The following is a 21,793-nucleotide window of genomic DNA, read 5'->3' on the forward strand; positions in this document are numbered from 1 at the left end:
TTTTCCCGCGTAGTCTGGTGGCACAAACTAATAATTTAGAATCTACTAGCTACAAATAGCTTCACCCACAAGATTACGCATTGACGGTGACCCCACCGCCAAACCAGATTGTTTACCAATCCAGTCACTCACCACGGTCCAGAGACAGCCATGGCGGAGATCCATCAGCTCATCATCCAGCACGGTCGTGAACGCGCCCGGGAACTTGTTCCGCGGGAGCAACGGCCGTTGGTGGATGCCGCCGCCGCCGTCCTCGCGGACGAATCGCGGGCGATGGGCATCACCTACAGCGGCTTCTGCCTCACCGCACTGCCGCACAAGCGGATCGCAGACGACCAGACCTGGCGCCGCGACGGACACAAGGTGACGCTGGTCGTTCAGCCCGGCGTGCTGCTCGTCGGCGGCAAGGAAAAGAAGTTCGGCGTGCCTTACGGTTCGCGCGCGCGGCTGATCATGCTCTACCTGCAGACCAAGGCCTTGCAGTCCAACAGCCGCGAGGTCGAGCTGGGCGCCTCCATGCGCGATTGGATGAGCCGGATGAACGTGTCCACCGGCGGCCAATCCTACCGGGACGTGAAGGAGCAGTGCAACCGGCTCTCCGCCTGCCACCTGACCTTCTTCTGGGACGAGAATGAATCCAGGGGACGCGGCAGCAAGTTCGCCAAGGATTCCATCGTGGTCGGCGGCCTGACCTTCACGGAAGAGGACGACCGCCAGGGATCCCTTTGGGAAGAGCGCGTCCTTCTGTCGGAAAGCTTCTTCAAGTCTCTGCGCGAGCATCCGGTGCCCGTCGTCGAATCGGCGATCCGGGAGATCTCCAGCAAGTCGATGGCGATCGACGTCTATATCTGGCTCGCCTACCGTCTGCATTCGCTGAGCGAGCCGACCAAGATCACCTGGCAGTCGCTCCATGCGCAGTTCGGCGCCGGCTACGACGAAATCCGCCACTTCAAGACCCGCTTCCCGGAAACCTTGCGCGTCGCGACAAACGTTTATCCCGAAGCGAAGGTCGAGGTCACCCGCGAGGGGCTGATCATGCACCCGTCCATGCCCCCGGTCGCCTCCGACCGCCGTCAGGCGGCGCTGATCGGCCTGTAAGGGCGGAGCGGAGGCTTCCACCAGATTACGCGAACGGATTCCTTCGGCGAATCCAACAACTTCCACCACAATACGCACGGCGGCCCGGAGAGAATCTCCCGGTCGCCGTTTCTGTTTCCGCACGTCTCCGGACCAGCCGAACCGCTTCCACAAGATTACGCACGGTAGCGAATCAGGGCCGCCCTTCAAGGGAACGGAGGGCTCCCTCCCATCCACAAGATTACGTGCCGGCCAGCTTGGCCGGGGCGGGGTGAGGCCAGCTTCCACCAGATTACGAATCCCGGACGAGGAAGCGGCAGGCCGACGCAGCCTTCCGACGCCGCTTCCACAAGATTACGCGCTGCGGACCTCACGGTGTCCCCTGGCCCTGCGGCTCACGATGGATGGCGACGGCATTCGGCTGCCATTCTCTGCGCATGCGCTCTGCGGAGTGCTGGGCTCACGTTTTTCTAAGGATGGCGATAAGCGATTGTCCTTCAATGGGTTGGCGCCGCGTGAATGGATACGCCCCGTCGCAAAGGGCCGGAGAAGAGCGGACCGGCCTCCACAAGACTACGCGCCCTTGAGGCGGAGCCGACCTCCGGGAGGCGCGGCGGACTCGTATTCTTGCGGCAGGGGTGGGGATGGTGCGTCCGGCCGACGTGCCGGTGAAGGACTCGAGTCCTCGGCGATTCCTAAAAACAACCCTTGCGTGGCTGAGCGCTCAGCCCCCCACGAAGGTGACGGTCACCTCGGTGACCCCTTCCGGCGCGGGGAGCGTGTGGCGGAAGATGGCGATGGCGCCGGGCGGAAGCTCGCCCGGCTCCGCCTGGATGGTCTGGTCGCCCAGAGGCTCCGGGCCGGAACCTCGCAGGATGACGCGGACGCCGGGAACCGCGCGCACGAGGTCGGACGCGTTGAGGATCTGCCCCTCGACGTGGATCACCGCGGCGCCGTTCTCCTGCAGCTGTTCGGAGCGGACGCCCTGGAAGGCCAGCCCCGTGCCGGCCGGCTCGACCGGCAGCCCGACCGTGTCGTAGAGCAGGGCCGCCGGGGGCCAGACGGCGACGATCCAGCCGCGTCCCAGAACCCCGCCCGTGCCGAGAGCAGCCAGGATAAGGGCGAGCGCGCCCCAGCCGATCAGCGCCCGCCGGTCGCGCCGCGCGGGGGGCTTCTTTGCGGAACGGGCCGGCTTGACCGGGCGCGACGGGCGGATTTCAGTGACGAGATCCTCGTCATCGGCTGGCGGAGTATCAGTGGCTGGTGTCTGCCACCAAACGTGGCTGCACTTGGCGCAGCGCACCTTGCGGCCATGCGCGCCCATCGACGCGTCGTCCAGTGTGTACCGCGTGGAACAGGTCGGGCAGGAAATGATCATCGCACCGGTCGCGGTCACGAAAAAAGGCCGGACTTTTATAGGAGTTGTATCCGGTTTAATCAACGCGATCCGGGGGCGAGCGGGCCAGCGCCCGCTTAAGGCGCCGGGCTCCGGTCGGGCAGGACCTCCGTGACGGCGCGGGCCAGAACCGCATCGCGCACCGGCTTCTGCAGGATGCGCACGGTCGCGAAGTCCGGATCGACCCCCGCGGCGCCATAGCCGGTCAGGAAAAGGTAGGGCACCGCGCGCGACCGCAGAGCCTCCGCCACGGGATAAACCTTCTCGCCGCCGAGATTGACGTCCAGCACGGCCACCTCGGGCCCCTCGGACTCGATCAGCGCCAGTGCCCGGCTGACGCTGGCGGCCGGCCCGATCACCTCGAAGCCGAGGTCCTCCAGTATGTCGGCGATCATCATCGCGACCAGCGCCTCGTCCTCCACGACCAGGACGCGCCGGGCGGTAATGGCTGTCATGCCAGCCTCACCTTCGAGGAGAGCGGAAGGCGCATGCGGCAGCGGACGCCCGACGGCGGGAACTCGTAGGTCAGTTCGCCCTCCAGTTCGCCCGTGACGCCCTGTTCCAGCAGGCGCCGCCCGAAGCCCCGGCGCGCCGGCGGCTCCACGGGCGGGCCATCCAGCTCGACCCAGTCGATCCGGAGCGCTGGCCCGGCGTCACCCTCCGCCACCGCTACGGGTTCCAGCGACCAGGACAGCTCGACCCGCCCGTCCGGCACGGAGAAGGCGCCGAAGCGCGCCGCGTTCGCCGCCAGCTCGAGAAGGATCATCTGCAGCGTCACCGTGCTGTTCGGGCCGAGCTTGATCTCCGGCGCGCCGGGCGCGACGCGGATGGCCCCGCCGCCGGTGTAGGGCATCAGGGTCCTGGCGACCAGATCGCGCAGGCTGACGCCCTCCCAGCCCGCGTCGGTCAGCAGGTTGTGCGCCTCGCTGAGGCCGAGCAGCCGGCTTTCGAACAGCTCGTGGAAGCTTTCCGGGGAATCCGTTCCCTTGCGGGTCTGGCGGACGAGCGACAGCACCGTCGCCAGCGTGTTCTTCACCCGGTGGTTCAGCTCGTCCAGCAGGGCGCGGCGGCGCAGTTCGTCCTCATGCCGGGCCGTCACGTCGCGGGTGACCGCCATGTGGGCGGTGCTGCCGTCGGGCAGGGTGAGGGGGGCGGCGTGCGTCTCCATCCAGCGGTAGGTGCCGCCCAGGCCGCGGAGCCGGAAGGTCCAGCTCAGGCTCTCCCCCTGGCAGACGCGCTCATGGTTGCGCAGCCACTCGTCCCGGTACTCGGGCGCGATCAGGTCCAGCACGTCGCCACCGCAGACCTCGTCCGGCCGGTCCGCCTCGACCATGCGCAGGCCGGCCGCGTTCATCTGCAGGAGCCGGCCCGAACGGTCCACCACCTTCACGCATTCCGGCGTGGTCTCGACGATCCCGCGAAGCAGCCCTTCGCTGCGCCGCAGGGCATCCTGCGCGCGCTTCTCCTCGGTGATGTCGCGGACCTCGACCACCGTGCCGACGGTGACCCCGTTCTCGCGGATCGGGCTGGCCGTGTAGGCGACCGTGTAGAAGTGCCCCCGTTTGTGGACGAAGGTTTCCTCGCCGCGTTCCTGGTTGTTCTCCGGAAAGGCCCGGTCGATCGGGCAATCCTCCAGGAGATAGGGCGTGCCGTCCGGATGGGTGTGATGGATGACGTCGTGCAGCGGCCGCCCGCTCAGCTCGTCCAGCCGATAGCCCGTCAGCTCTTCGGCGGCGGGGTTCATGAACACGCACTGCTGCCGCGCGTCCATGATGAAGAGCGCCACCGACGCGTTGTCGGTGATCGCCTGGAGCTGCCGGCGGTAACGGTCCGCGTCGGAGCCCGCCACGCCGGATGCGACGGACGCCGGCCCACGGGCATCCGCCGCGTCGCCGCGGGTTCGGTCGGGGCTCAGGAGCGGGGTCGGGCGGTGAAACATCGGACAACCAGGAGAGAGCAGCGGAAGGGAAGGGCGGCGGAACGCCCCGTCGCGGCGATCCTCATGACGGCGGGAAACCGCCGGTATAAGCGAGCCACCGTCCTCGCGCCAGCCCTACCACCCGCCCTACCACCATCGGATGAGTGTGCCTCCCGCCCCCGTTCCCGGTTCGCATGCCGGCCGCGCCGTCCTCACCCGGCCTTTCCGGACGGGGAGAAATGCCCGACGAAACGGTGGCGGTCGCCGGGGTAGCTGAGCCGGACGGCCGTGACCGGCGCGTCGGCCTGCCAGGTCCGCCGTTCCAGCACCAGGCAGGCGCCGCCCCGAGCGATGCCGAGGTCGCGGGCGAGCGCCGCGTCGGCATTGACCGCCCGGATCACGTGCTCGGCGCGCGTCCAGGGCACGCGGCTGAGCAGCCAGGAGCCGGGGGGTGTTTCCACGAAGCTCTCCTCCCCCGCCTGCGGCACGGCGTCCAGCAGGATCAGCCGGTCCTCGACGGCGGCCGGCAGGTCGCCGATCCAGTGCCGGCAGTCGAGCCGCAAGGCCTGGGCGCCGGCGGGGATGCCGAAATGCTCGGCCGCCGCCACGTCCACCGCCGCGACCGACCGGGCACGGATCTCGTGACGGTAGGGGCGCCCGTCGCGCGCGGCCTCGGCGGCGAAGTCCTGGATCTCCATCAGGGCGCGCTCGGACCGGGGTGCCGCGACGAAGGATCCCGCGCGCCGGCGCCGCACGATCAGCCCGGCGGCGGTGAGCGCGGACAGCGCCCGGTTCACCGTCATCCGGGCGCAGCCATACTGCTCCATCAGCTCATGCTCGAAGGGAATGCGGTGGCCGGGGGGCCAGACGCCCGACAGGATCCGCTCCTCGATGTCGGCCCGGATGCGCTCGTGCAGCGCCGTCGGGCGCGCCGCGTCCGGGAGCTTTCCCGCCTTGGTCCCGAAGGGCATGTCGGTCACGCGAGGATCCTCTCCATCGTCCGGGCGAAGGCCGCGGCCACGCTCTCGCGGGCGTGGTGGCGTCCGCCGCTCACCATCCTGCGTCCCCGGCTCCAGACCGAATCCACGGCGGGGCGCGAGGCGGCGAAAACCCAGCTGTCGATCAGGGCATCGCCGCTCCGGCCTATCAGGGCCGGGGAGGTCCGGTCCAGCGTGACGATATCGGCCCAGGCGCCCGCCGTCAGCCCCACGGGGCCGGAGCCCAGCGCCTGGGCGCCGCCCGCCAGCGCGCGATCGAACAGCGTGCGCCCCGTGGAGGCGCCTCCCTCCGCCGTCCCTTCCCCGGCCAGAACGTTGCGGCTGCGCTTATGGAGGCGCTGGCTGTATTCGAGCTGGCGCAGCTCGTCGCCGACGCCGATCAGCACGTTGGAATCCGAGCCGACGGCGATGGCGCCCCCGGCTGCGAGATAGGGGCCGGCGTTGAAGGTGCCGTCGCCGAGATTGGCCTCCGTCACCGGGCAGAGGCCGGCCACGGCGCCCGCGCGGGCGAGGCGGCCGGTCTCCTCCTCCGTCATGTGGGTGGCGTGGATCAGGCACCAGTTCCGGTCCACCCCGGCCTCCACCACCAGCCAGTCCACCGGGCGTTTCCCGCTCCAGGCGAGGCAGTCCGACACCTCCCGCACCTGTTCGGCGGCGTGAATGTGGACCGGGCCGCCCTCGGCCAGCGGCACCACGGCGGCCAGTTCCTCAGGGGTGACGGCGCGCAGGCTGTGCGGCGCCACGCCGACGACGGATCCCTCGACGCCCGCGGCGGCGCGGCGGCTGCCCTCCATCAGGCGGGCGAAGCCGTCCAGGCCGCTGATGAAGCGGCGCTGGCCGTGGACCGGCGGGACGCCGCCGAAATTCGAATGCGCGTAGAAGACCGGCAGCAGAGTCAGCCCGATGCCCGTGGAACTGGCGGCGGCCGCGATGCGCTCGGCCATCTCGGCCGGGTTGGCGTAGGCGTCGCCCTGCTCGTCGTGATGCAGGTAATGGAACTCGCCCACGCGGGTGAAGCCCGCCTCCAGCATCTCGACATAGAGCTGGGCGGCGATCGCCTCCACGTCCTCGGGCGTGAGCCTGTCGAGGAAGCGGTACATGACCTCCCGCCAGGTCCAGAAATCGTCGGCCGACGGTCCGCGCCGCTCGGCGAGGCCGGCCATGCCGCGTTGGAAGGCGTGGCTGTGGACGTTGGGCATGCCGGGCAGGGCGATGGCGTGGCGCTCGTCCTCGGGACCGGCCACGGCGTCCGCCTCCACCGAGGCGATGCGCCCCTCCGCGATGCTCAGCCGGACGTTCGATGCCCATCCCGCCGGCAGCAGCGCCCGTTCGAACAGAAGCTTCATCCTTCCCCCCATTTCTCCATTCCGGCCGCGAGACGCCCTCTGGACAAGCCGCGCCGCTCCTGATTATGTATAGACAAATAACGGGCCGCAGGGAAGCCGAACGCTCATGGATACGCATCGTGGGGAAACGCATCACGAGACGCCGGCCGGCAACGGCGGCACCCGCCTCTGGCGCAACGCGCGGCTGGCGACGCTGGCGCCCGGCCGTGACGGGCTGGGGCTGGTCGAGACGGGGGCCGTGGCCTGCCGGGACGGCCGGATCCTCCACGCCGGGCCAGAGGCGGAGCTGCCGGATGGGTTCCGGGCCGACGAGGTCATCGATTGCGAGGGCCGGCTGATCACGCCGGGGCTGATCGACGCGCACACGCATCTGGTCTATGCCGGCGACCGCGCGCGGGAGTTCGAGCTGCGGCTCGCCGGGGCAAGCTATGAGGAGATCGCGCGGGCCGGCGGCGGCATCGCCTCCACCGTCGCCGCGACCCGCGCCGCCGGCGAGGAGGAGTTGGTCCGCCAGAGCCTGCCGCGCCTGGACGCGCTGCTCGCGGAGGGCGTCACGACGGTCGAGATCAAGTCCGGCTACGGGCTGGAGCGGGGGGCGGAGCTGACGCAGCTCCGCGCCGCCCGCCGGCTGGGCACGCTGCGGGACGTCTCCGTCACCACCACCTTCCTCGGCGCCCACGCCGTGCCGCCGGGAACCGACCGGACGGAGTATCTGCGCGCGGTGATCGAGGAGATGCTGCCCGCCGTGGCGGCGCAGGGGCTGGCCGACGCGGTGGACGGCTTCTGCGAGGGCATCGCCTTCACGCCGGACGAGATCGCGCGGGTCTTCGAGGCGGCCCGCCGCCTCGGCCTGCCGGTCAAGCTGCACGCCGACCAGCTCTCCAACCTCGGCGGGGCCGCGCTGGCCGCCGCGCACGGCGCCCTGTCGGCCGACCATCTCGAACACACGGACGAGGCGGGTGCTGCGGCGATGGCCGGGGCCGGCACGGTGGCGATGCTGCTGCCCGGCGCCTTCTACTTCATCCGCGAGACCAGGCTGCCGCCGGTCGAGCTGTTCCGCCGCCACGGCGTGCCGATGGCGCTCGCCACCGACAGCAACCCCGGCACCTCGCCGCTGACCTCGCCGCTGCTGGTCATGAACATGGCCGCCACCCTCTTCCGCATGACCGTGGACGAATGCCTGGCCGGCGTCACGCGGGAGGCGGCGCGGGCGCTCGGCCGGCTCGGGGAGACCGGCACGCTGGAGCCCGGCAAGTCCTGCGACCTCGCGGTCTGGAACGTCGAACGGCCGGCCGAGCTGGTCTACCGCATGGGATTCAACCCGTTGCACGCCCGCGTCTGGAGGGGCAAATGAAAAGCATCACACTGACCCCCGGTTCCGCCAGCCTCCGGGACTGGCTCGCCGTCTACCGCGGCGCCGCCATCGCGCTCGACCCCGCCTGCCGCCCGGCGGTCGAGGCGGGGGCCGCGGCCGTCGAGGCGATTCTCGCCAGGGGCGAGCCGGTCTACGGGATCAACACCGGCTTCGGCAAGCTCGCGACCGTGCGCATCGACAGCGCCGACCTCGCGACGCTCCAGCGCAATCTCGTGATCTCGCACGCGGCCGGTCTGGGCGAACCGATGCCCCAGGGCGTCGTGCGGCTGATGATGGGGCTGAAGCTGGCGAGCCTTGCCCAGGGCGCGTCCGGCGTGCGCTGGGGGACAGTCGAACTGCTGTCCGCCATGCTCGAGCGCGGGCTGATCCCCGTCGTGCCGAGCCAGGGCTCGGTCGGCGCGTCCGGCGACCTCGCCCCGCTCGCCCACATGACCGCGGCGATGATCGGCATCGGCATGATCGACGGGCCGGACGGCCGCCGCCCGGCCGCCGAGGCGCTGGCCACGGCCGGGCTGGAGCCGGCGGTGCTGGGACCCAAGGAAGGGCTGGCGCTGCTGAACGGCACGCAGTTCTCCACCGCCTACGCGCTGGCCGGCCTGTTCGAGACGGAGAATGTGTTCCACGCGGCGCTGGTCGCGGGCGCGCTCTCGACCGACGCGGCGCTCGGCTCCGACGCGCCCTTCGACCCGCGCATCCACACGCTGCGCCGTCACCAGGGCCAGATCGACACCGCCGGCGCCCTGCGCGGCCTGATGGAGGGCAGCGCCATCCGCGCGTCGCACCGCGACAGCGACCACCGGGTGCAGGATCCCTACTGCCTGCGCTGCCAGCCGCAGGTGATGGGGGCGGTGCTCGATCTGCTGCGCCAGACCGCGCGGACGCTCGCCACCGAGGCCAACGGCGTGTCCGACAACCCGCTGATCCTCACCGACACGCTGGAGGCGCTGTCCGGCGGCAACTTCCACGCCGAGCCGGTGGCCTTCGCGGCGGACCAGATCGCGCTGGCGATCTGCGAGATCGGGTCGCTCTCGGAGCGGCGCACCGCCATGCTCGTCGATCCGGCCCTGTCCGGCCTGCCGGCCTTCCTGACGCCGCGCCCCGGCCTCAACTCCGGCTTCATGATCCCGCAGGTGACGGCGGCGGCGCTGGTGTCGGAGAACAAGCAGCGCGCCTACCCGGCCAGCGTCGACTCCATCCCGACTTCGGCCAACCAGGAGGACCATGTGTCGATGGCCGCCCATGGCGCGCGCCGGCTGCTGGCGATGGCGGAGAACGCCGTCGGGGTCGTCGCGGTCGAGCTGCTGGCGGCAGCACAGGGCTGCGACTTCCTGGCGCCCCTGCGCAGCAGCGCGGCACTGGAGTCCGTGCGCACGCTCGTGCGCGCCAGCGTGCCCACGCTGGAGGACGACCGGCTGATGCATCCGGACATGGAAGCGGCGGCGGGCATGGTCCGCAGCGGCGCGCTCGCCCGCGCCGTGGCCCCCTTCGCGCTGCCCTCGGCGCTCGAGGTGGCGTGATGATGGCCGCAAGCCCCATGAACGAGTCCATGATCGAGGTGCGGCGGGGCGACGTCCCGCTGATCGTCTCATTCCCCCACACCGGCACGGAGATCCCGGCGGACATCACCGGGGGCTTCCTGTCGCCGGCCCGTGCCTTGCGCGACACGGACTGGCACATCCACGAGCTGTATGGCTTCGTCCACGGCCTCGGCGCCACGACCGTCCGCACCCCCTGGTCGCGCAGCGTCATCGACGTGAACCGCGACCCGAGCGGCGCGTCGCTCTATCCCGGTCAGGCGACGACCGAGCTGTGCCCGCTCGTCACCTTCGACGGCGAGCCGCTCTACCGGCCCGGTGCCGAGCCGGACGGGGCGGAGGTGGCCCGGCGGCGTGCTGCCTACTTCGACCCCTTCCATGCGTCGCTCGCCGCCGAGGTCGAGCGGCTGCTGTCCCGGCACGGGCGGGTCGTTCTTTATGACGCCCATTCCATCCGGTCGGTGGTCCCGCGCCTGTTCGAGGGCCGCCTGCCGCAGTTCAACATCGGCACCTACGGCGGGCGGAGCTGCGCGCCGGAGCTGACCGCCGCCATCGAGCGGGCCTGCGCCGCCGGCCCCTTCGACCAGGTGACCAACGGCCGCTTCAAGGGCGGCCACATCACCCGCCGGCACGGCGCGCCGGAGCGCGGTGTCCACGCGGTGCAGATGGAACTCGCCATCCGCGGCTATCTCGACGAGCCGGCCGGCGACGAGCCGCCGCCCGCCTTCGACCCGGCCCGCGCCGCCGCCCTGACCGACTGCCTGCGCGGCGCGCTCGCCGCCTGCCTCGCCTTCGCCACCGCCTGAACGCCAGACCCGGAGCGCAATCCCATGACCCGTCTCGACAATTCCCGCATCATCCGCGCCGCGCGCGGCACCGGCCTCACCGCCAAGAGCTGGCTGACCGAGGCCCCTCTGCGCATGCTCATGAACAACCTCGACCCGGATGTCGCGGAAAAGCCGAACGAGCTGGTGGTCTATGGCGGCATCGGGCGCGCGGCCCGCGACTGGGAGAGCTTCGACCGCATCGTGGCGGCGCTGGAAAAGCTCGAATCCGACGAGACGCTTCTGGTCCAGTCGGGCAAGCCGGTCGGCGTCTTCCGCACCCACGCGGACGCGCCGCGCGTGCTGATCGCCAATTCCAACCTCGTGCCGCGCTGGGCGGACTGGGAGCATTTCAACGAACTCGACCGCAAGGGCCTGATGATGTACGGCCAGATGACGGCCGGCTCCTGGATCTACATCGGCACCCAGGGCATCGTTCAGGGCACCTACGAGACTTTCGTGGAGATGGGGCGCCAGCATTACGACGGCGACCTCGCCGGGCGCTGGATCCTGACGGCCGGGCTCGGCGGCATGGGCGGCGCCCAGCCGCTCGCCGCGACCATGGCCGGCGCCTCCTGCCTCGCCGTCGAATGCCAGCCGAGCCGGATCGAGATGCGGCTGCGCACCGGCTATCTCGACCGCCAGGCCGCCACGCTGGACGAGGCGCTGGAGATCATCGAGCAATCCTGCCGGGAGCGCCGCCCCCTGTCGGTCGGGCTGCTCGGCAACGCCGCGGAGATCCTGCCGGAGCTGGTGCGGCGCGGGGTGCGGCCGGACGCGGTCACCGACCAGACCTCCGCCCACGACCTGCTGAACGGCTATCTCCCCGCCGGCTGGACGCTGGAGGAGTGGGAGCGCCGGCGCGAGCGCGAGCCGGACGCCGTCGTCGCGGCGGCGCGGGAGTCCACCGTCGCGCATGTCCGCGCCATGCTCGCCTTCCACGAGATGGGCGTGCCGACCTTCGACTACGGCAACAACATCCGCCAGATGGCGAAGGAAGGCGGCGTCGAGAACGCCTTCGCCTTCCCCGGCTTCGTGCCGGCCTACATCCGCCCGCTCTTCTGCCGCGGCATCGGCCCCTTCCGCTGGGCGGCCCTGTCGGGCGACCCCGAGGACATCAAGCGCACCGACGCCAAGGTGAAGGAGCTGATGCCCGACAACCCGCATCTGCACCGCTGGCTCGACATGGCCGGGGAGCGCATCCACTTCCAGGGCCTGCCCGCCCGCATCTGCTGGGTCGGGCTCGGCGACCGCCACCGGCTCGGCCTCGCCTTCAACGAGATGGTCGCCCGGGGCGAGCTGAAGGCGCCCATCGTCATCGGCCGCGACCATCTGGACTCCGGCTCCGTCTCCTCGCCCAACCGCGAGACCGAGGCGATGCGCGACGGCTCCGACGCGGTGTCGGACTGGCCGCTGCTGAACGCGCTGCTGAACTGCGCGTCGGGCGCCACCTGGGTGTCGCTGCACCATGGCGGCGGCGTCGGCATGGGCTTCTCGCAGCATTCCGGCATGGTCATCGTCTGCGACGGCACGCCCGAAGCCGCCCGCCGGATCGAGCGCGTGCTGTGGAACGACCCGGCCACCGGCGTGATGCGCCACGCCGACGCCGGCTACCAGGAAGCCCTGGACTGCGCGCGCGAACACCAGCTCGTCCTGCCGGGCATCCTCGGCTGAGCGTGGTGAACGGCTGATCCCGGCGGCCCCATGGCAACGGTGGGACCGCCGGGATTATTGACCTTTTATGCCGCGTTCCATAATTTATGTTTTCGAGCATAAAACTCCCGAAAAGGGGGCGGGCATGTCGGCGCAAAAGTTCCTGTTCCACCGTTCCAAGCTGGCCGGTTCAATCGCGGACCGGCTGACGGGTGAGTCTCCCTTCGGGGCCGAGCAGACCTTGTGCCTCGCGGCACCCCGCCGCACGGGCAAGAGCACCTTCCTGCGGCTCGATCTCGCTCCCGAACTGGAGAACCGCTGCATCGAGGTCGTCTACGTCGATCTCTGGTCGAACCGCGACACCGATCCGGGGCTTCTCATCGCGGAGTCCATCAAAGCCGCCCTCCGCAAGGCGGAGGGGATCCCCGTCAAGGCCGCGCGCACGATGGGTCTGAGCAAGGTCGGGGTCGGAGCGGTGTCGATCGACATCGAGAAGATCGGCCAGCCACAGGGAACGACGCTGGCTGACGCGCTGGAAACGCTGCTTCTCCGCCTCCACAAGCGCATCGCCCTGCTGATCGACGAGGCGCAGCATGCCCTCGTCTCGGAAGCCGGAATGAACGCGATGTTCGCGCTCAAGGCTGCGCGCGACCGGCTGAACACCAGGGACGACGCGCGGGACGGGCCGAACCTCGTCGTGGTGCTCACGGGCTCCCACCGCGACAAGCTGAGCCGGCTGGTGCTCGGACGCGACCAGCCCTTCTATGGCGCCAGCGTGCAGACCTTTCCGCTGCTCGGGCGCGACTACACAGACGCCTACACGGCCTGGATCAACGAGCGGCTTGCCGCCGGCAACCGGTTCGAGCCCGACGACGTCTACGCCGCCTTCGATCTGGTCGGGCGCCGGCCCGAGATCCTGACGCAGATCCTCAAGGACATCGCGCTGGAAACAGGGGACGCCGGTGAACTGAAGACGACCTTGAGCGAGGGAGCCGAAGCGCTGCGGCGGCGCCTCTGGGAGGATTACGAGAACGCGTGGTCATCGTTGACGCCGCTCCAGCAGGCCGTCATCGAACGGCTGAGCGACGAGGAGACGCAGGCGGCACCCTTCTCCGCGGCGGCGCTGGCGGGCTATTCGAAGACCATCGGCGAAGCGGTCGAGGCACCCGCCGTGCAGACCGCCATCGAGGCGTTGAGGCAGAAGAATCTCGTCTGGCGTTCGGCGCGCGGCCAGTACGCGCTCGAGGACCAGGGCATGTCCGAATGGATCAAGGCGCGCGCCTGACCCGTCGGCCCGCCGGTCGCGGAGAATTCCGCATGCACTCTTATGTCTAGACAATAACGGGGGCGGTTGTTACGGTTTTTCTGGAGGCTTCACAATAAACAAAGGGCAGTCAGAATGATTCGGACGCTCATCGGCATGGCGCTCGCGGCTTCCTTCGCGGCGGCGCCGGCGCTTGCTCAGGACACCAAGATCTCGCTCGGCTTTTCCGGCTGGACCGGCTTCGCGCCGCTGACGCTGGCGAAGGGGGCGGGGATCTTCCAGAAGAACGGGCTGGACGTCAATCTCGTCAAGATTCCGCAGAAGGACCGCCATCTCGCCATGGCGTCCGGCGACATCCAGTGCGCCGCGACCACGGTCGAGACCTGGATCGTCTGGAACGCGAACGGCATTCCCGCCAAGCAGATCTTCCAGTTGGACAAATCCTACGGCGCCGACGGCATGGTCGTGCGCAACACGATCAATTCTATCAAGGACCTGAAGGGCAAGACCGTGGCGGCCTCGGCCCCCGGCACCGCGCCCTACTTCACGCTCGCCTGGTTCCTCAAGAAGAACGGGCTGTCGGTGAAGGACGTGACCGTCGCGAACATGGAGCCGGGTCCGGCGGCCCAGGCCTTCCTCGCCGGGCAGAACGACGCGGCGATGACCTACGAGCCCTACCTGTCCAACGTCCGCGACAAGCCGGAAGCCGGCAAGATCATCGCCACGACGCTCGACTACCCGATGATCCTGGACACGGTCGGCTGCACGCCGAAGTTCCTGGCCGAGAATCCGAAGGCCGCCAAGGCGCTGGCCGACAGCTACTTCGAAGCGGTCGAGATGATCGCCAAGGATCCCGCCAAGTCCCATGAGATCATGGGCGCCGACGTGAAGCAGAGCGGCGAGCAGTTCGCCAAGTCGGCATCCTTCCTGCGCTGGCAGGACCGCGCCGCCAACAAGGCTTTCTTCGCGGGCGAGTTCCAGACCTTCTCGGCCGAGGCCGCCGACCTGCTGCTGGAGATCGGGGTCATCCGGAAGAAGCCGGACCTGGCGACGATCGTCGACACCAGCTTCATCCAGTAAGCGGCGTCCTCGGACGTTCCGCCCGGCGCCGGAGGCCCGACCTCCGGCGCCGCTTCCCTTGCTTCGGGTGACCTTTCCCCATGGCCTTTCTTCGTCCCCTGCAGCCGATCCGCCAGGGTCCGCGGCTCCTGCTCGGCGTGTCCTTCTTCGTGCTTTTCGTGGCCGTCTGGGCCTTCGCGACGCTCGGCGGCTTCGTCTCCCCGACTTTCCTCGCCGACCCCCTGACCATGGTGCAGGACGGCTGGATCCTGCTGACGCAGTACGGCTTCGCCGCCGACATCGGCGTCACCATGTGGCGGGTGATCGGCGGCTTCGTGATGGCCGCGGTGATCGCCGTGCCGCTCGGCATCGCCATGGGGGCCTACGCCCCGGTCGAGGCCTTCTTCGAGCCCTTCGTGTCCTTCGCCCGCTACCTGCCGGCCTCGGCCTTCATTCCGCTGCTGATCCTGTGGGCGGGCATTGGCGAGACTCAGAAGCTGCTGGTGATCTTCATCGGCTCGGTCTTCCAGATCACCCTGATGGTCGCCGGCCAGGTGGCCGGCACGCGGCGCGACCTCGTGGAGGCGGCCTACACGCTGGGGGCCGGCGACGGCGGGGTGGTGCGGCGGGTGCTGATCCCGGCCAACGCCCCGGACATCGCCGAGACCCTGCGGCTGGTGCTGGGCTGGGCCTGGACCTACGTCATCGTGGCGGAGTTCATCGGCTCCTCCTCGGGCATCGGCCACATGATCATCGAGAGCCAGGCGCTGCTCGCCACCGGCCAGATCATCTTCGGCATCATCGTCATCGGGCTGATCGGGCTCGCCTCCGACTTCCTGTTCAAGGCGGTCAACCGCCGGCTCTTTCCCTGGAGGCTGGCGTGAGTTCCGGAAAGCTGTTCGTCGACGCCGTTTCCCGCGTCTTTCCGGCCGTGCGCGAGGGCCAGCCCGTCCGCGCGCTGGAGCCGACGACCCTGTCGGTCGCCGCCAACGACTTCATCACCATCCTCGGGCCGTCGGGCTGCGGCAAGTCCACCCTGCTGCGCATCGTCGCCGGGCTCGACCGGCCGAGCGCCGGCCGGGTGCTGCTCGACGGCCGCCCGGTCACCGGCCCCGGCCCCGACCGCGGCATGGTGTTCCAGTCCTACACGCTTTTCCCCTGGCTGACGGTGGCGGAAAACATCGCCTTCGGCCTCAAGGAAAAGCGCATGGCGCCGGCTGAGATGCGCGAGCGCGTGGCGCAGTATGTAGCCAGCGTGGGCCTGCGCGGGTTCGAGAACCACTACCCGCGCCAGCTCTCCGGCGGCATGCAGCAGCGCACGGCCATCGCCCGCGCGCTCGCCAACGACCCGGAGATCCTGCTGCTGGACGAGCCCTTCGGCGCGCTCGACAACCAGACCCGCGGGCTGATGCAGGAGCTGCTGCTCGGCATCTGGGAGCGGGAGCGCAAGACGGTGCTCTTCGTCACGCACGACATCGAGGAGGCGATCTTCATGGCCTCGCGCGTCGTGGTCATGACCGCGCGCCCCGGCCGCATCAAGGCCGACATCCCGGTCGACCTTCCCTATCCCCGCCACTACACCATCAAGACCAGCGCCGCCTTCTCCGACCTCCGCGCCCGCCTGACCGAGGAGATCCGCGCCGAGGCGGTGGCCGCCGAGCAGGGGGCGGCGGTCTGACCGGCTGAGTTTGGTATAGGTCTCAGGTCACATCGTCGAGGTCGAGGCGCAGCGCCTCGGCGATGCGCTTGAGCACGTCGACCGTGCCGACGCGGGACCCCGCCTCGATCTGCGACACATACCCCTGCTTGAGCCCCGCCGCCTCGGCGAGCTGCGTCTGCGTCAGGCCGCGATACTCGCGGAAGACCCTCACCGGATGCTCGCCGTTCACCAGCCGCTCGGCCACCTCCTCGGGGAAGGTTTCCGGCCCGGCGGCCTTGTAGGCGTCATAGGCACGGACAGCGGCGGCCTCGATCCGGTTTCTCCGTGAAGAGTTCATCATGTGTTCCGGCATGGCGGAGGAAAGCTGGTCTGGATTCTAGTGCATCCATCCAGCTCCTTGAAAGGATATCGAAAGACATGACCCTTCCGTCACCCCCGCGAAAGCGGGGGTCGAGAGCTGTTCCACAGGGTCTGTTCATGGGTTTCTGGATTCCCGATTTCGCGGGGATGACGGAAGGCTTTCCATCTTTTGACTCATCATCAGTTAGTCAAAGAACCTTATCGCCGTCATCGAAAGGGGGGTTCTTCCCTCCGACCATCGCCCGGTCCCGCCCCTCGGATATCGCGTGTCTTCGGCGGGGGCATGCGCTATGAAACAGCCTTGTCCTCTTGCGTTCCGGAACGGGGAGGCCGCGCGCACGGCGGCGCGGCGGTGTTGGAAACGTGATTCGCTTCGAGAATGTCGGTCTGCGCTACGGCACCGGTCCTGAGGTGCTCCGCGACATCAGCTTCACGCTGCCGCCCGGGTCCTTCCATTTCATGACCGGGTCGAGCGGCGCCGGCAAGTCGTCGCTGCTGAAGCTCATGTATCTGGCGCACCGCCCCTCGCGCGGGCTGATCACCCTGTTCGACCGCGACGTCGCCCTGCTGAAGCGGGACGAGATGCCGGAGATGCGCCGGCAGATCGGCGTGGTGTTCCAGGATTTCGCCCTGCTCGACCATCTCTCGGCGCTCGACAACGTGGCGCTGCCCCTGCGCATGGCGGGCGCCGACGAGGGCGACATCGTCGAGCATTGCACGGAGATCCTGCGCTGGGTGGGCCTCGGCAACCATCTGCACGCCACCCCCTCCACCCTGTCGGGCGGGCAGCAGCAGCGCGTCGCGATCGCCCGCTCGGTCATCAACCGGCCGCGCCTCCTGCTCGCCGACGAGCCGACCGGCAACGTGGACGACGGCATCGGCATGCGGCTGCTCTACCTGTTCGAGGAGCTGCACAAGCTCGGCACGACGGTGGTCATCGCGACCCACAACGAGGCGCTGATCCGCCGGTTCGATCATCCGCGCATCCATCTGGAAAACGGCCGGCTGCACGTGCTGCCGGCCAACAGCGCCCAGTGGGTGTGAGGAGGCGGAGATGAAGACGAACGGGGCCTCGCTCTTCCGCCGGCGTTTCGACCTGCCGCTCGCCCGCGACGCCACCGGGCGCTTTCTCACCTGGATCACGGCGCTGATGGTGTATCTGGCGGCGCTGGCGCTGGCCGGCACGCTGCTGGTGTCCGACATGGCCGGGCGCTGGGACCGCGGGCTCGCGGGCGGCCTCACGGTCCAGGTCGCCCCGTTGGCGGAGGCCGGCGCCGCTTCCCTGGAGGAGCGGGTGGAGACGGCCGTGAAGGTGCTGAGCGCGACGCCCGGCGTGACCGCCGCCACCACCCTGACGCCGGAGGACACCGCACGGCTGCTGGAGCCCTGGCTTGGGCCGGCCGCCGCGGACCCGCTGCTGCCCATGCCGCGCCTCATCGACGTGGTCACCGACGGGACGGTTGACACGCGCGCGCTGGACGAGCGGCTCGGCGCGGAGGCGCCCGGCTCCACGCTCGACGACCATGCCGTCTGGCTTTCCGACCTGCGGGCCTTCGCCTCCGCGCTTCAGATCGCGGCGCTGGGCATCGTGCTGCTGATCGGCGGGGCGGCGGTGGTCGCCGTGGTGTTCGCGGTGCGCTCCGGCCTCGCCATTCACCGTCACGTGGTCGAGCTTCTGCACCTGATGGGGGCGACCGACCGCTACGTCGCGCGGCAGTTCGAGGCCCATGTCATGAATCTGACGCTGAAGGGCGGGCTGCTCGGGCTCGGGCTGGCGGCGGCGACGCTGGCCGGCATCCATCACGCCTCGGCGGGGCTGCGCGCCGGGCTGCTTCCCGATACGGCGCTGGCGCCCTGGCAGTGGCTGACGCTTGCCGCCGTGCCCGCCGCGGCCTGCCTGCTGGCGGTCGTGACGGCGCGCTGGACCGTGCTCCGCACGCTGGTGACCCTGCCGTGAGGCGACCGGCCCCTCTCATGACGCCGACCCCGTCGGCACCGGGGTTCTGAGCCATGGCGGGCCGGTTCGGGATGGGCTGGTTCGGCGGCCAGGGGCGCGTCGCGCGGGCGCTCTCCCGCCTGCTCGCGACCGCGCTGGCGCTGGCGCTGCTGTGGGCCGGCGGGTTCGTCTGGTTCGCCGAAACGATCCCGCAGGACGAGCCCGCTCCCGCCGGCGAGGCCGCCGGGGCGCAACGCCGGACCGATGCCATCGTCGTGCTCACCGGCGGCAGCGGGCGCCTGCGCACGGGTCTGCGGCTTCTGGCCGAAGGGCAGGGCCGCAAGCTGTTCGTGTCGGGCGTTTATGACGGGGTGGAGGTGCAGGAGCTTCTGCGCCTGTCCCGCCAGTCGCCCGATGAGGTGGAATGCTGCATCACGCTGGGCTATTCCGCCGACAACACCATCGGAAACGCCCACGAGACGGCCGGCTGGATGAAGGAACAGGGCTTCACCTCCATGCGCCTCGTCACCGCCAACTATCACATGCGCCGCAGCCTGCTTGAGTTCCGCATGGCGGCGCCGGAGATCGAGGTCGTACCGCACCCCGTCGCCTCGCCCAACGTCCATCTCGCCGACTGGTGGCGCTGGCCCGGCACCGCCAACCTGCTCATGAACGAGTACAACAAGTACATCGTCGCGGTTTTCCGCTCCTGGATCGAACGTCTCCTCGACGGGGCCTGAAGCTGCCCGGCATTTTCCGCACGGCAGTCCTGCGGTCCGGCGCGCCTGTCTTCATCGCGCAGTCATATAACTTTCGCTTAATACGATAGCGATATCCACTAAAACCAAAGAAGCGTTCCTCTCACCCGGATCCGTGCAGTAGCTGAGCCGCTGGACCAGCGCCATGGGAAGTCAAGCCCTGGAAGTGTTGTCCTGTTTTTCGACAGGATAGGCTTGGCGACGGCATTCGGCGGGCTGCTCAATGAATTTGCTCTTGGACCTTCCGGGTGTTAACTTGCCGGCGCTGCCATGCCGTGGCATCGCCGAGAGCGCCACGCGTCCGCGGCGGTGCCGGGGGAGCGGGGCGCCGTAAGGCGGAACCCTCAAGGCAAACCCCAAGACAAGGGCCGTGTTCCGCCAGTGATTCCGTCTTCGCCCTCCCACTTGCCGGCCCCCGACCTCAGCGCCTGCGCACGCGAGCCGATCCATATTCCCGGAAGCATCCAGCCCCATGGCCATATGCTGGTGCTGGAGGGAGACGGCCTGCATCTGGTTCGGGCCAGCGCACAGGCCGGCGAGGCGCTCGGGATCGGGCTGGACGGCGCTTTCGGCCGTCCGGTGGAAAGCCTTGTGACGGGGGCGGCCGGGGCCGAGCTGCTCCAGGGACTGAAGCGCGTCCCAGCGCGGGAGCCGGTGCAGCTCGGCATCGTCCATCTGCCCGGAGGCGGCTTTCAGGCCATCGCGCACCGGTCGGACGGCCGGACCATCCTGGAGCTGGAGGATCTGCCCGCCGAGGGCGCCCGAAGCCTGGAGGCCCTCTATCCCCAGCTGCGGCAGGGCATCGACCAGCTCCAGAGCGCGTTGAACCTCGACGACCTGATGACCCGGACCGCCGTCGAGGTCCGCAGGCTGACCGGCTTCGACCGGGTCATGGTCTACCGCTTCGACGAGACCTGGAACGGCACCGTCATCGCCGAGGACCGCAACGAACGGCTTCCCTCCTACCTGGACCTGCGCTTTCCCGCCTCCGACATTCCCGCGCAGGCGCGGCGGCTCTACGCGCTCAACCGGCTGCGGCTGATCGTGGACGCGCGCTACCGGCCGGTGCCCATCCTGGCCCGCGGCGGGGAGGGCGATGCTCCGCTGGACCTCAGCTATTCCGTCCTGCGCAGCGTGTCGCCGGTCCATCTGGAATACATGCGGAACATGGGCACCGCCGCCTCCATGTCGATCTCGGTGATGGACGGCGACCGGCTGTGGGGGCTGATCTCCTGTCATCATGCCGACCCGCGCCAGGTGTCCTTCGCCGTCCGGACCGCCTGCGACCTGCTGGGTCAGGTCCTCTCGATCCAGATGGCGGCGCTGGACCGCGGCGGGGAGGCGGAGCGCCGCATCCGGCTGAAGGGGATCGAGGCGCGCCTGCTCGCCCACATGGCGGCGGCCGAGCATTTCGTGGACGGGCTGATCGACGACAGCGACGACCTGCTTGAGCTGGTGGGGGCGGAGGGTGCTGCCGTCCTGTTCGAGGACGGCTGTCACTTGGTCGGCCGCACTCCCGCGGAAGGCGTCGTGCGCCGCATCGCGCGGCGCCTGGTCGAGGCCGGCCATCAGGATCTCTTCGTGACCGACTCGCTCGCCTCCCTGATGCCGGAAGCGGAGAAGCACAAGGACACGGCCAGCGGCCTGTTGGCCATTCCCATCTCGCAGCTCCACCCGAGCTACGTGCTCTGGTTCCGGCCGGAGGTCATCCAGACGGTGAAGTGGGGCGGCGACCCCCACAAACCGGCAGCGGGGTCCGGATCGCGCCTGTCGCCGCGAACCTCCTTCGAAACCTGGAAGGAAACGGTGCGGCTCCAGGCGCTGCCCTGGCGCGCCAGCGAGATCGAGGCCGCGCGCGATTTCCGCAACGCCATCGTCGGCATCGTGCTGCGCAAGGCGGAGGAGATGGCCGCCCTGAACATCGAGCTTCAGCGCAGCAACAGCGAGCTGGCCGCCTTCTCCTACTCGGTCTCCCACGACCTGCGGGCGCCCTTCCGGCACGTCACCAGCTACGCCGAGCTGCTGCGCGCCCGCGCCGCCGGCAAGCTCGACGCGCGCGAGCAGCATTATCTGAACACGATCATCGACGCGGCCAGCTCCGCCGGCCACCTCGTGGACGGGCTGCTGCACTTCTCCCAGCTCGGGCGCGCGTCGCTGGCGGTCGTGCCGATCGACATGAACAAGCTCGTGGCCGAGGTGCGGCGCCTCCTGGCGCCCGAGGCCGGCGACCGGTCCATCCAATGGTCGGTGGCCGAGCTGCCGGAGGTGTCCGGCGACCCGACCATGATCCGGCTGGTGATGCAGAACCTGCTGTCGAACGCCATCAAATACACGCGCAACCGTCCCGACCCGGTGATCGAGGTCGGAAGCCGCACGGCGCCCGACGTGGTCGAGTTCTTCGTGCGGGACAACGGGACCGGATTCGACATGGCCTACGCCCACAAGCTGTTCGGGGTCTTCCAGCGCCTCCACCGCGAGGAGGAGTTCGAGGGCATCGGCATCGGTCTCGCCAACGTGCGCCGCATCGTCGAGCGGCACGGCGGCAGCGCCCGCGCCGAGGGCCAGCCCGGCAAGGGTGCGGCTTTCTTCTTCTCGCTTCCGCGATTATCCGCCGCACAGAGCCAGAGGTGATCC

General features: G+C 69.6%; 19 protein-coding genes. 13 read left to right on the top strand and 6 right to left on the bottom strand.

The features are described 5' to 3' along the window. Nucleotides 1–150: 150 nt before the first annotated feature. Nucleotides 151–1,098, top strand: a complete 948-nt coding sequence (locus JUB11_RS03990) for a replication protein RepA (RefSeq protein ID WP_207456313.1) — start codon at nucleotides 151–153, stop codon at nucleotides 1,096–1,098. Between the two features lie 703 nt (nucleotides 1,099–1,801). Here the strand turns inward: JUB11_RS03990 and JUB11_RS32605 are convergent. The 5 genes from JUB11_RS32605 to JUB11_RS04015 form a co-directional block, all read right to left on the bottom strand. Further along, entirely contained in the window at nucleotides 1,802–2,473 is a 672-nt protein-coding gene (locus JUB11_RS32605) for a zinc-ribbon domain-containing protein (protein WP_348771349.1), read from the bottom strand. Nucleotides 2,474–2,550: 77 nt separating this feature from the next. Beyond that, on the bottom strand, nucleotides 2,551–2,928 hold the full coding sequence (locus JUB11_RS04000) for a response regulator (protein ID WP_207456314.1): 378 nt from the start codon (nucleotides 2,926–2,928) through the stop codon (nucleotides 2,551–2,553). Beyond that, the gene (locus JUB11_RS04005; protein WP_207456316.1) at nucleotides 2,925–4,412 is read right to left on the bottom strand and encodes a PAS domain S-box protein; all 1,488 of its coding nucleotides are present in this window, start codon (nucleotides 4,410–4,412) and stop codon (nucleotides 2,925–2,927) included. The genes JUB11_RS04000 and JUB11_RS04005 overlap by 4 nt, the downstream gene beginning before the upstream one ends. 191 nt (nucleotides 4,413–4,603) lie before the next feature. After that, complete coding sequence (gene hutC, locus JUB11_RS04010) at nucleotides 4,604–5,362, bottom strand: histidine utilization repressor (protein ID WP_207456408.1); 759 nt, start codon at nucleotides 5,360–5,362, stop codon at nucleotides 4,604–4,606. 5 nt (nucleotides 5,363–5,367) lie between these two features. Continuing rightward, nucleotides 5,368–6,735 carry a formimidoylglutamate deiminase gene (locus tag JUB11_RS04015; protein WP_207456318.1) on the bottom strand — a complete coding sequence of 456 codons (1,368 nt, stop codon included), beginning with the start codon at nucleotides 6,733–6,735 and terminating at the stop codon, nucleotides 5,368–5,370. A 106-nt stretch (nucleotides 6,736–6,841) separates the two neighbouring features. On the opposite strand from JUB11_RS04015, the gene hutI reads away from it, so the two are divergent. The 8 genes from hutI to JUB11_RS04055 all read left to right on the top strand — a co-directional run bounded on the left by hutI (nucleotide 6,842) and on the right by JUB11_RS04055 (nucleotide 16,123). Beyond that, the gene (hutI, locus tag JUB11_RS04020) at nucleotides 6,842–8,089 is read left to right on the top strand and encodes an imidazolonepropionase (protein WP_207456320.1); all 1,248 of its coding nucleotides are present in this window, start codon (nucleotides 6,842–6,844) and stop codon (nucleotides 8,087–8,089) included. Between the two features lie 5 nt (nucleotides 8,090–8,094). Continuing rightward, complete coding sequence (gene hutH / locus JUB11_RS04025; protein ID WP_207456411.1) at nucleotides 8,095–9,627, top strand: histidine ammonia-lyase; 1,533 nt, start codon at nucleotides 8,095–8,097, stop codon at nucleotides 9,625–9,627. Further along, nucleotides 9,627–10,451 (top strand): N-formylglutamate deformylase, encoded by an 825-nt coding sequence (gene hutG / locus JUB11_RS04030; protein ID WP_247886815.1) that lies wholly within the window; start codon nucleotides 9,627–9,629, stop codon nucleotides 10,449–10,451. The genes hutH and hutG overlap by 1 nt, the downstream gene beginning before the upstream one ends. A gap of 24 nt (nucleotides 10,452–10,475) precedes the next feature. After that, entirely contained in the window at nucleotides 10,476–12,143 is a 1,668-nt protein-coding gene (gene hutU / locus JUB11_RS04035) for a urocanate hydratase (protein ID WP_207456321.1), read from the top strand. A gap of 124 nt (nucleotides 12,144–12,267) precedes the next feature. Next, nucleotides 12,268–13,407 carry an AAA family ATPase gene (locus JUB11_RS04040; protein WP_207456322.1) on the top strand — a complete coding sequence of 380 codons (1,140 nt, stop codon included), beginning with the start codon at nucleotides 12,268–12,270 and terminating at the stop codon, nucleotides 13,405–13,407. 114 nt (nucleotides 13,408–13,521) lie between these two features. After that, the gene (locus tag JUB11_RS04045; RefSeq protein WP_207456323.1) at nucleotides 13,522–14,466 is read left to right on the top strand and encodes an ABC transporter substrate-binding protein; all 945 of its coding nucleotides are present in this window, start codon (nucleotides 13,522–13,524) and stop codon (nucleotides 14,464–14,466) included. Nucleotides 14,467–14,546: 80 nt separating this feature from the next. After that, nucleotides 14,547–15,329 (top strand): ABC transporter permease, encoded by a 783-nt coding sequence (locus JUB11_RS04050; RefSeq protein WP_207456324.1) that lies wholly within the window; start codon nucleotides 14,547–14,549, stop codon nucleotides 15,327–15,329. Next, nucleotides 15,326–16,123: an ATP-binding cassette domain-containing protein gene (locus tag JUB11_RS04055; protein ID WP_207456325.1), complete on the top strand. Its 798-nt coding sequence runs from the start codon at nucleotides 15,326–15,328 to the stop codon at nucleotides 16,121–16,123. The genes JUB11_RS04050 and JUB11_RS04055 overlap by 4 nt, the downstream gene beginning before the upstream one ends. Before the next feature lie 22 nt (nucleotides 16,124–16,145). Here JUB11_RS04055 and JUB11_RS04060 read toward each other — a convergent pair whose 3' ends face one another. Next, entirely contained in the window at nucleotides 16,146–16,445 is a 300-nt protein-coding gene (locus tag JUB11_RS04060; RefSeq protein WP_247886816.1) for a helix-turn-helix transcriptional regulator, read from the bottom strand. A gap of 383 nt (nucleotides 16,446–16,828) precedes the next feature. Between JUB11_RS04060 and ftsE the strand changes: the two genes are divergently transcribed. The 4 genes from ftsE to JUB11_RS04080 all read left to right on the top strand — a co-directional run bounded on the left by ftsE (nucleotide 16,829) and on the right by JUB11_RS04080 (nucleotide 21,790). Next, on the top strand, nucleotides 16,829–17,509 hold the full coding sequence (ftsE, locus tag JUB11_RS04065; RefSeq protein ID WP_207456329.1) for a cell division ATP-binding protein FtsE: 681 nt from the start codon (nucleotides 16,829–16,831) through the stop codon (nucleotides 17,507–17,509). A 10-nt stretch (nucleotides 17,510–17,519) separates the two neighbouring features. Further along, on the top strand, nucleotides 17,520–18,422 hold the full coding sequence (locus tag JUB11_RS04070; RefSeq protein WP_207456331.1) for a hypothetical protein: 903 nt from the start codon (nucleotides 17,520–17,522) through the stop codon (nucleotides 18,420–18,422). Nucleotides 18,423–18,475: 53 nt separating this feature from the next. Further along, nucleotides 18,476–19,141: a YdcF family protein gene (locus JUB11_RS04075; protein ID WP_247886817.1), complete on the top strand. Its 666-nt coding sequence runs from the start codon at nucleotides 18,476–18,478 to the stop codon at nucleotides 19,139–19,141. 399 nt (nucleotides 19,142–19,540) lie between these two features. Next, a complete protein-coding gene (locus JUB11_RS04080) occupies nucleotides 19,541–21,790 on the top strand; it encodes an ATP-binding protein (protein WP_348771350.1) in 2,250 nt (749 codons plus the stop codon). Nucleotides 21,791–21,793 lie beyond the last annotated feature (3 nt).

Source organism: Azospirillum sp. SYSU D00513, assembly GCF_017356015.1.
Classification (GTDB): Bacteria; Pseudomonadota; Alphaproteobacteria; order Azospirillales; family Azospirillaceae; genus Azospirillum.